Origin of the sequence: Mycolicibacterium agri, from assembly GCF_002553505.1 — a bacterium.
In the GTDB taxonomy this organism is placed as follows: Bacteria; Actinomycetota; Actinomycetes; order Mycobacteriales; family Mycobacteriaceae; genus Mycobacterium; species Mycobacterium agri.
The window spans coordinates 1-7,984 of record NZ_PDCP01000146.1 but is presented as its reverse complement, the minus strand read 5'-3'; the positions used below and the strand labels follow the sequence as shown (position 1 = coordinate 7,984).

5 protein-coding genes and 1 pseudogene are annotated in these 7,984 nt (G+C 61.3%); 5 read left to right on the top strand and 1 reads right to left on the bottom strand.

The genetic code is table 11. The features are described from left to right. Positions 1-81: 81 nt before the first annotated feature. A complete protein-coding gene (locus tag CQY20_RS32535) occupies positions 82-777 on the bottom strand; it encodes a class I SAM-dependent methyltransferase (protein ID WP_097945264.1) in 696 nt (231 codons plus the stop codon). Positions 778-1,461: 684 nt separating this feature from the next. On the opposite strand from CQY20_RS32535, the gene CQY20_RS32530 reads away from it, so the two are divergent. The 5 genes and pseudogenes from CQY20_RS32530 to CQY20_RS32510 all read left to right on the top strand — a co-directional run. After that, the gene (locus CQY20_RS32530; RefSeq protein ID WP_234816521.1) at positions 1,462-2,163 is read left to right on the top strand and encodes a TnsA-like heteromeric transposase endonuclease subunit; all 702 of its coding nucleotides are present in this window, start codon (positions 1,462-1,464) and stop codon (positions 2,161-2,163) included. Beyond that, positions 2,160-4,211, top strand: coding sequence for a TnsB C-terminal domain-containing protein (locus CQY20_RS32525; RefSeq protein WP_097945265.1), 2,052 nt, complete (start codon positions 2,160-2,162; stop codon positions 4,209-4,211). Before CQY20_RS32530 ends, CQY20_RS32525 begins: the two co-directional genes overlap by 4 nt. 2 nt (positions 4,212-4,213) lie before the next feature. Then, positions 4,214-5,251: an ATP-binding protein gene (locus tag CQY20_RS32520; RefSeq protein ID WP_097945262.1), complete on the top strand. Its 1,038-nt coding sequence runs from the start codon at positions 4,214-4,216 to the stop codon at positions 5,249-5,251. Beyond that, positions 5,248-6,093, top strand: coding sequence for a hypothetical protein (locus tag CQY20_RS34685; RefSeq protein ID WP_133119196.1), 846 nt, complete (start codon positions 5,248-5,250; stop codon positions 6,091-6,093). Before CQY20_RS32520 ends, CQY20_RS34685 begins: the two co-directional genes overlap by 4 nt. 115 nt (positions 6,094-6,208) lie before the next feature. Continuing rightward, positions 6,209-7,906, top strand: a pseudogene (locus CQY20_RS32510) (SNF2-related protein); the annotation flags it as partial. Between the last annotated feature and the right edge of the window lie 78 nt (positions 7,907-7,984).

The following is a 7,984-nucleotide window of genomic DNA, read 5'->3' as shown; positions in this document are numbered from 1 at the left end:
AGGCCGCCCAGCATCACAACCACTCACCTGCACCCACAAAGAACCTCAATCGAGCGCCAGGTGAAAGATCGAGGCTAGTGGTCAATCGAGGTGTGCGGCGAGCAGGAACGCCGGCATCGACTTGCGGCCGTGCGGTTCGTTCCTGATGTCAGCTGCCGGGAACAGCTGCTCGACGCTTTCTGGAATGACCGCGTGAATCCTGGCAGATCTGATGTCGTCGATTACCCAGTAGCGCGAGACGATTTCCCTCAGCTCGTCCTCGGTCACCGGATTGGTCGGGTTGTCCCCGCCCAGACTTGCCTTGTCGAACACCAGCACGAAGTACGACGCTCCCGGTGCGGCCGCACGCACGATGGACCGCTGATAGCCCTCGCGAGCCTCGATGGGAATTGAGTGAAACAACGTGCTGTCGACGATTGTGCCGAATCGACCGTCGTAGCCGGTGAAGTCGCTGATGTCAGCGACCTCAAAAGTGGCATTGGTTAGGCCGCGTCGAGCGGCTTCGGCTTTGGCCAGCTCGATGGCGGTGGGCGATAAATCCAGCCCTACGGTGGTGAATCCTCGTTCGGCCAGGTGCAACGAGATTGCGGCCTCGCCACAGCCGACGTCGAGTACGTCGCCGTGAAACTTCCCTTGATCCACCAACGCGGCGAGCTCTGGCTGTGGTTCCCCCAGACTCCAAGGCGGTTTCAATCCAGCCGGCATAGCCTCGGCGACTATCTCTGGGGGCTCACCCCGGTAGACGGACTCCCACATGTCCTCGATCGGTTGACCCATGACGTAGCGCCTCCTTCGTTTCGGTGTCTGACCACAAGACACCGACGGAATCGAGTCTGTGACAGTGTGTGATCTAGCTCACATAATGGACATGCGTCGTCGCCCGTGCTCCCGCATTGGACTCCGCGCCTCGGCGCCATCGGACGTGGACTTGTACGGCCAGCCGCCCTGTAGCGAATCGTCACTGTGACGTATTGCGTTGGGCGAGTAGGGCGTTGAGGGACTGTCAGCGGTCGGGAATCTGGGTGACGATGGCGGCGTCAGCTTCACCGACTTCGGCGTGTAAGTGTCGTTCAGCGATAGAAACCACGCCGAAGTCGCACACGCGGAGGCGGGCGCGCCGTGGTGCATGCGGCGTGTGTACTACGGCCGGGTTGCCTGATCATGCCTGTCTCCATGTGGCCGCCCGGCTCCAACAAATGCCGATAAGCCACATTATGTCAAGTAAAGTATGCCGTTCTGCCGCCCTGAAGTGCTTGTCCCCATCCATTTTGTCCCGTCTCGGTATATCTGGCGGTATTCGCAAAATATCTGGCGGACTGCGGAGTGTTGCCCGCTTCTCAACAGAACTGGCGGCTACTGTCAGACCCCAGGGGTACCGTCCGCAGCAGGTGGTTTAAGGGGGTCGAAATGGCAGCTCCACGCCTGCGCTCACTGCCGCGGAACGTCACCGACGTGACGCGGATGTTGGCCTGCGTCGATGGTGTCGTCCAAGATGTCCCTTTGTTTCCGGAGGCCGAATCGGTTCCTCTAGAACGCGCCACTCCCATTCGCGAGTTCTTCTCCTGGCCGGGCAAGCGAAACTACGAAGGACTGTATTGGTCGAGTACAAACCGCCGCCATGTCGACTTCGAGTCGCTGCTTGAGCGCGAGTACCTGCTGGCCGCGGACGCCGCAGACGACATCGTCGCAATCGCGGCCCAGCCGCTGGCCATGTTGTGGCCGCGATCGACGTCGGGACATCGAAACCACGTCCCCGATTTCTTCGTCCGACTGGTCAGCGGCGACGGCCGGCTGGTGGACGTACGGTCTTCCGAACGCGTCGAGAAGAACGCTGAGCAGTTCGCACTGACCCGGAGTGTTTGCGATCAGGTCGGCTGGCAGTATGAGGTGTTCACTGGGCTTGCCCCGGAGGTGTCAGCCAATCTCCGCTGGCTCGCTGGATATCGCCACGATCGCAGCGCCCCGCACCCTGACATGGTCGAGGTGATCCTCGGCTGCTTCGGCGCCCCGATCCCCTTTGGCGAAGCTCTTTCACGCGTGCAATCTCAATTTGGCCTCAGTGCAGAGATCGCCGCCGCCAATCTCCTGCATCTGATCTGGAGTCGCCGACTGAACGTCGACCTCCACCGACCGCTGACGAATGCCAGTGAGGTTTGGGCGTGAAGTCCGTTCGGTTGTTCGACTATCTGCAATACGACGGACAGTCGTGGCAGGTTGTCGCGCAAGACGGACCGGAGCTTGCGCTGAAAGACCTTATGTCAGGCAGGATTCGCAAAGTCGGCGTCGCCGAACTCCTTGGCGACGATAGTTACCTTCCGGATACTCCAGATCGGTTGCCGCGACTTGATTCTGCCGCAGTCCTCGAAACGCTCGATTCGGCGGCAAAGGAACGCGTGCTGTTCCTTCGGCGGCACGTAGTCGAAGTCCTGACCGGAACAATCCCGGTCGACCTGGACAGTCCCGATGAAGGCACCGCGGCGCCACCACGTCCGCAGTACGACCCGGGCCTTCCACTTAAGGAACGGGTCAACGCCAAGGTGGTCGAGCTGGTCGCTGCCGGAACTCCAGTCGGTTACCGAAGCCTGGAGCGCTACATCAAGGCCTACCGGACGGATGGTCTTGCCGGCCTCGTCGATAGACGCATGCAGCGACAGGCATCTCCCACTGGCCGGGTTGACCCCGCCCTTGTGTCACTGATGGAAAGTGCGGTCAAGGCTCAGACAAAGATCTCGACCGGAACCCGATCGCGGGTCATCAATCAGGTAAGCCGTGAAGCGGCGCAGCTTGGTGTCCCTGTCCCCTCCCGCGCCACCATGTACCGGGCGCTCGACAACCTGCAGAAGGCCGCCCACCCGTTCGGGAACGCAACAACGCGGCGCACACAGGCCAATCGGCCCGATAGAACCTGGGGGCGCCAGGCCCCCTCCCGGCCTGGCGAACTCGTCGAAATCGATAGCACGCCGCTCGATCTCATGGTCGTGTACCCGGACGGATCTACCGGTCGTGTTGACCTGACGGTGGCGCTCGATGTGGCGACACGGACCCCGTGTGCGGCGATCCTTAGACCCATTGCCACCAAGAGCGTCGATGCAGCGGTCGTTCTCGCGAGGGCGCTAACTCCCCTGCCAATGCAGCCTGGCTGGAGTTCATCGGTCGCCTTCTCGCGGTCGATCCTTCCCGCCGGCATGATTCAGGGCGACGAAGAGATACGGGCCAGCATCGCCGCCAAGCCGGTGATCGTCCCAGAGTCGATCACCGTAGATCGCGGCAAGGTCTACGTCGGTTCGACCTTTCTCAACGCATGTGAGCGCCTCCAAATCAGCGTGACCAAGGCATCCCCTCGTACGCCCACCGACAAGCCTCACGTTGAGCGGGTGTTCGCCGCAATCAATAGTGGCTTCACCCAATATCTTTCAGGCTACGTTGGCCCCAACGTCAGCAAACGCGGAGAATCGCCAGAGGACGAAGCGGTGTGGACGCTGGCGGAAGTACAGAATCTGCTCGATCTCTGGATTGTCGGCGTCTGGCAGAACAAGCCGCACCCAGGTCTACGCCACCCTGCGATGCCGAAGAAGGACCTCACGCCCAATGAAGCGTATGCGGCGCTGGTCTCTGTAGCGCCAACAGTCAACGTGGCGCTTGAACGCAATGACTACATCGGCTTGTTGCCGGTGGCGTACCGGACGATTCAGGGTTATGGCGTCAATTTCGAAAGTCTGCACTACGACAGTCCCGCACTCCATCTCTATCGCGGCGTCAAGAGCGGTCTTCCGTTGCCTGCCAACGATCGATGGGAAGTCCGATACGACCCCTACCGATTGCAGTCGATTTTCGTGCGCGATCACTTTCGCGGCGTGTGGATAGAAGCCGAATGGACGCTGGCCAAACAGACCCTGGCTCCGTTCTCTCTCGACGTGCTCCGTGCCGCCCGCCAAGCCATGCGGAGCCGCAACGACAATGTCACAGGGTTCGATCTGCTATCCGAGATCAACCGCATCCAAGCCGGCGGGGCCCGCACGGTCAAAGAACAGCGTGCTGCCAAACGTGACAGCGTCAACAAGCCCGTGGTACCGCTGTCGGTGGTGCCCGACCCAGGCACTGTGGAGGCCATCGACGAACATCCCACCGCGAGTGCCGCTGCGGTCAACGAGAGCAGTTCGGCCAAACCACGCCGGGCCGCCCGACGCATCGACGACGAGGACGAGGAGTAGTCGTGGCCGTACCGGACTCACTGGAGGCGTGGCGGGACTTCGTCAATCGCCGGAACCTGGAACCTGAACACCTCACCCTAAAAGAGATCAAGGCCCTCTCCCCTACCGCAAAGGACGACTACGACCAGCAGCGTTTCGCCTGGTTGGGCGCAGATGTGGTGCTGGAAACGCCTGACACGGAGGCGCTTACGCACCAGACTCGTGTGCTGATGGCGCGGAACTCTGCCGCCTCGGCGACCGCGCGCCGAGGCCTTGCGATCTCAGGATCTGCTGGCCGCGGCAAGTCCACTGCTGCTCTATTGATCGGTCGCCGCCATGAGCGGACGATGCGCGCCAAATTCGACCGCTACGACGACGGCTTCGCCCCAGTCGTGTACACCGTCGTACCACCGGGAACCACCCCGAAGATGATGATGCTGGCGTTCGCGAACTTCCTCGGCCTGCTCGTACCCAACAAGTCGACCGCACAGGATCTGACCGAACAGATCGTTGGTGTCATGCGTCGCCTCTCGGTCTCCCTTGTCCTAGTCGACGAGGTGCACAACCTCAAGACCAATCATCAGGCAGGCAGCGAGGCAGCATCGGCGCTGAAAGTGTTCTCGGAACGACTCGATGCGACGTTTATCTACGCAGGCATCGACCTGCTACAGGCCGACCTGTTCGCCGGGCACATGGGCCGCCAGCTCAAGGGGCGGATGACTGTCCATCAGATGCGGAAATACGGGTACGGAACAAAAGCGCAACGCGATAAGTGGGCCGAGCTCGTCCTGGGCATCGAGGCACTCTTACCTCTCGGTCGGCACTCTGCTGGATCCCTTGAGCAGGAAGCGACTTATCTCTATGACCGCACGGGTGGCTCCATTGGTTCGCTCCGTGCCCTCCTCAATGACGCAGCGATTGCGGCGATTCTGAACGGTGACGAGCTGGTCAGCAGGAAATTGCTTGACACGACCTCCACCGATTTCGCAGCGGAAGAGGCTGCCGCGCGGACCGTTGCGAGAGACACGGGGGTTCCGATGCCGCTCAGGAGGGCAGAATGAGACTCGCACCTCTGCCAGTTCGCACACGGCTCTACCACGGCGAAAGTCTCGACTCCTACGCGCGACGACACGCTGCAAGGAACTTCTGCTTACCTTCGGATGTCGACCGGGCCCTATTTGAACGCGGCACTCTCAAATCAAAGAGCCGGCTCAGTCCCGATCGCCTGCAGGCCTGGCGTGATCTGGGTGACCTAACATCCGATGCATTCAACACGCCCGCACATGTTCTCGACCAGGAGGTCACTGAACGGACACTCTGTGAGCGTTGCACCAACGGCGAACACGCACGAGGAACACTCACCGCCATCGGCCTTGTGTGCGTGCGGCACCGCCGTTGGATCGGCTCTCCGCAGATAGACATCCGTGACTACTATCCGGCCCTTGCGGCAGAGAGACATTTCCGTCGCCATCTTGCTGTACGCGACGTGCTGCACGATTCGCTCCCCATGCTGATCGGTCGGGAATGCGCCAGCCCAGCGATCATCGGCGCCAGCGAGATCGACCGCCGCAGAAACGAATACGGTATTCAGGACTCCGCCCCCCTTACGTACCCCGAGCAGGTCAAGATCGCGCGACTGCTGTGTTCCCCTGGATTTCTAAGTGCGGCAACCGATCCGGAGGTTGATTCAGGTAGGCGCAGCGTCCTAGTCGCAACGGCGGTCGAAAGAATCATCCCTGACGGCGCGGATGCAGATACTTGGCGAGCAACTAACCGAGTGTGGACGGCGATGACTCACCTCACCGCCCGCCGCCGAGATGCCCGCATCTACGGAGTGCCGATGCGCGACACCTACTACAACATCTTGCGTTTGATTGCGGAGCCCATCGAGGACCGAATATGAGGCTCCTTCAGTTCGACCACCCCGGTGAATCGATCGCGCGGGACAGTGTCTTTATTGCAGGGCCCAGTCCCCTGTTTGAGGGTCTGCCGGTGACGGCTGGGGTGGAGGCGCATCGATGACCCCCCAGCTCACCGACCATCAAGCCAAGTATTACGCTCACGAGCTGCAGCGCAGCTATGCGAACGATCATGTCGGCAAACTCGCCGGCCTGCTGTTCGACGCGCAGGTCGAGCCGAAGCCGCACCAGATCGACGCCGCCCTGTTCGCATTGCAGACGCCGTTCCTGCCAGGTGTGATTCTGGCTGACGAGGTTGGCCTCGGCAAGACGATCGAGGCGGGCATCGTCATCTCGCAGTACTGGGCAGAGCGGCGCCGCAGCGTCCTGATAGTCGCACCGTCGAGCTTGCGGCAGCAATGGCAGCAGGAGTTGTACGAGAAGTTCTTGATCCCGTCTGCGATCCTCGACCCTAAATCCAAAGATGCACTTCTCGACCAATTGGGTGGCCGCTCGTCGCAAGTGCTGATCTGTTCCTATGAGTTCGCACTCCGGCACGAGACCTCCCTGCTAAAGACCTGGGATCTCGTGGTTGCAGATGAGGCGCACCGTCTTCGGAACCACTGGACGGGCAAGACCAAGGTCGCGGAAGCGATGGCGCATATCGTGCAAAGCGCCCACAAGACGGTGCTGCTCACCGCGACACCACTGCAGAACAAGCTCGAAGAACTGTATGGGCTGGTGTCGATTTTCGACCCTAGCTACTTCTACTCCCTCGATGCGTTTCGAGAGCGGTATGTAAAGAACCGCGAAATCGGCGGCGATGACGACCTCGTCGAGCGCGTTGCGACGGTCTCGAAGCGCACGCTGCGGCGTGACGCGGACAAGTACATCCACTTCACCAAGCGGCTGCCGCTGACGGTCGAGTTTACGCCTTCGGCTGACGAGGTGCGCCTGTACGACCTGGTTAACGACTACTTGCAGCGCGACGAACTGTTCGCTTTCGCAGGGAGCCAGCGCCACCTCTCTGCGCTGATCATCCGTAAGCGCCTCGGTTCGTCGACCTACGCCGTCGCGAGCACGTTGGAGAACATCGCCAACCGTCTCGCGGATGAGGTTGCCGCCGGGCAACGCCGCGACGCGCGTGGCGGTCTGGTGGCTGCCGACTTCGCCGTCGATGACGAGATTACGAGTGAGGAACTGGAAGAGGCCGAGGAAATCGACGGAACGGGCACCAGTGCCCGCGCGTCGTCGATACCACTGGACGAGTCGCTGCTGGAAGCGATGCGCGCAGAGGTGGCCGAGTTGCGCGAGTATGCAGCGCTCGCCCGTTCGATCACCGAGAATCAGAAGGCCGTCAAGCTCGGTGAGGCCCTCGACCTTGGCTTCGAGAGACTGCGCGAGCTAGGCGCTCCTGAGAAGGCCATCATCTTCACTGACTCAACCAAGACACAGGAGTACATCGCCCGATCGCTGCGCGAGGCCGGCCGGAGTGACGGGCTCGTATTGTTCAACGGCTCGAACAATGCGCCGGAGCAGACCGCGATCTACCAAGAGTGGCTGGAGAAGAACAAGGACGGCGACCTCATCACTGGCATCGCCGCCGCGGATCGGCGCAAGGCGCTCGTGGACTTCTTCCGTACCGACGGCACGATCATGATCGCGACTGAGGCGGCAGCTGAGGGCATCAACCTGCAGTTCTGCTCGATGCTCGTCAACTACGACCTGCCCTGGAACCCGCAGCGTGTCGAGCAGCGTATTGGACGGGTGCACCGGTTCGGGCAGAAGCACAACGTTGTCGTGGTGAACTTCTCGAACATGGCTGTGACAGGTTGATTTGGCCCCGGTAGGACGGTCTGTTTTGGCCCCGTCCGCCCGACTCGCCGGTGCGGTTGT

Bases quoted from the DNA above. Each gene is read 5' to 3' on its own strand.
- CQY20_RS32535 (WP_097945264.1), bottom strand. From the start codon at position 777: ATGGGTCAACCGATCGAGGACATGTGGGAGTCCGTCTACCGGGGTGAG.
- CQY20_RS32530 (WP_234816521.1), top strand. From the start codon at position 1,462: ATGTTGGCCTGCGTCGATGGTGTCGTCCAAGATGTCCCTTTGTTTCCG.
- CQY20_RS34685 (WP_133119196.1), top strand. From the start codon at position 5,248: ATGAGACTCGCACCTCTGCCAGTTCGCACACGGCTCTACCACGGCGAA.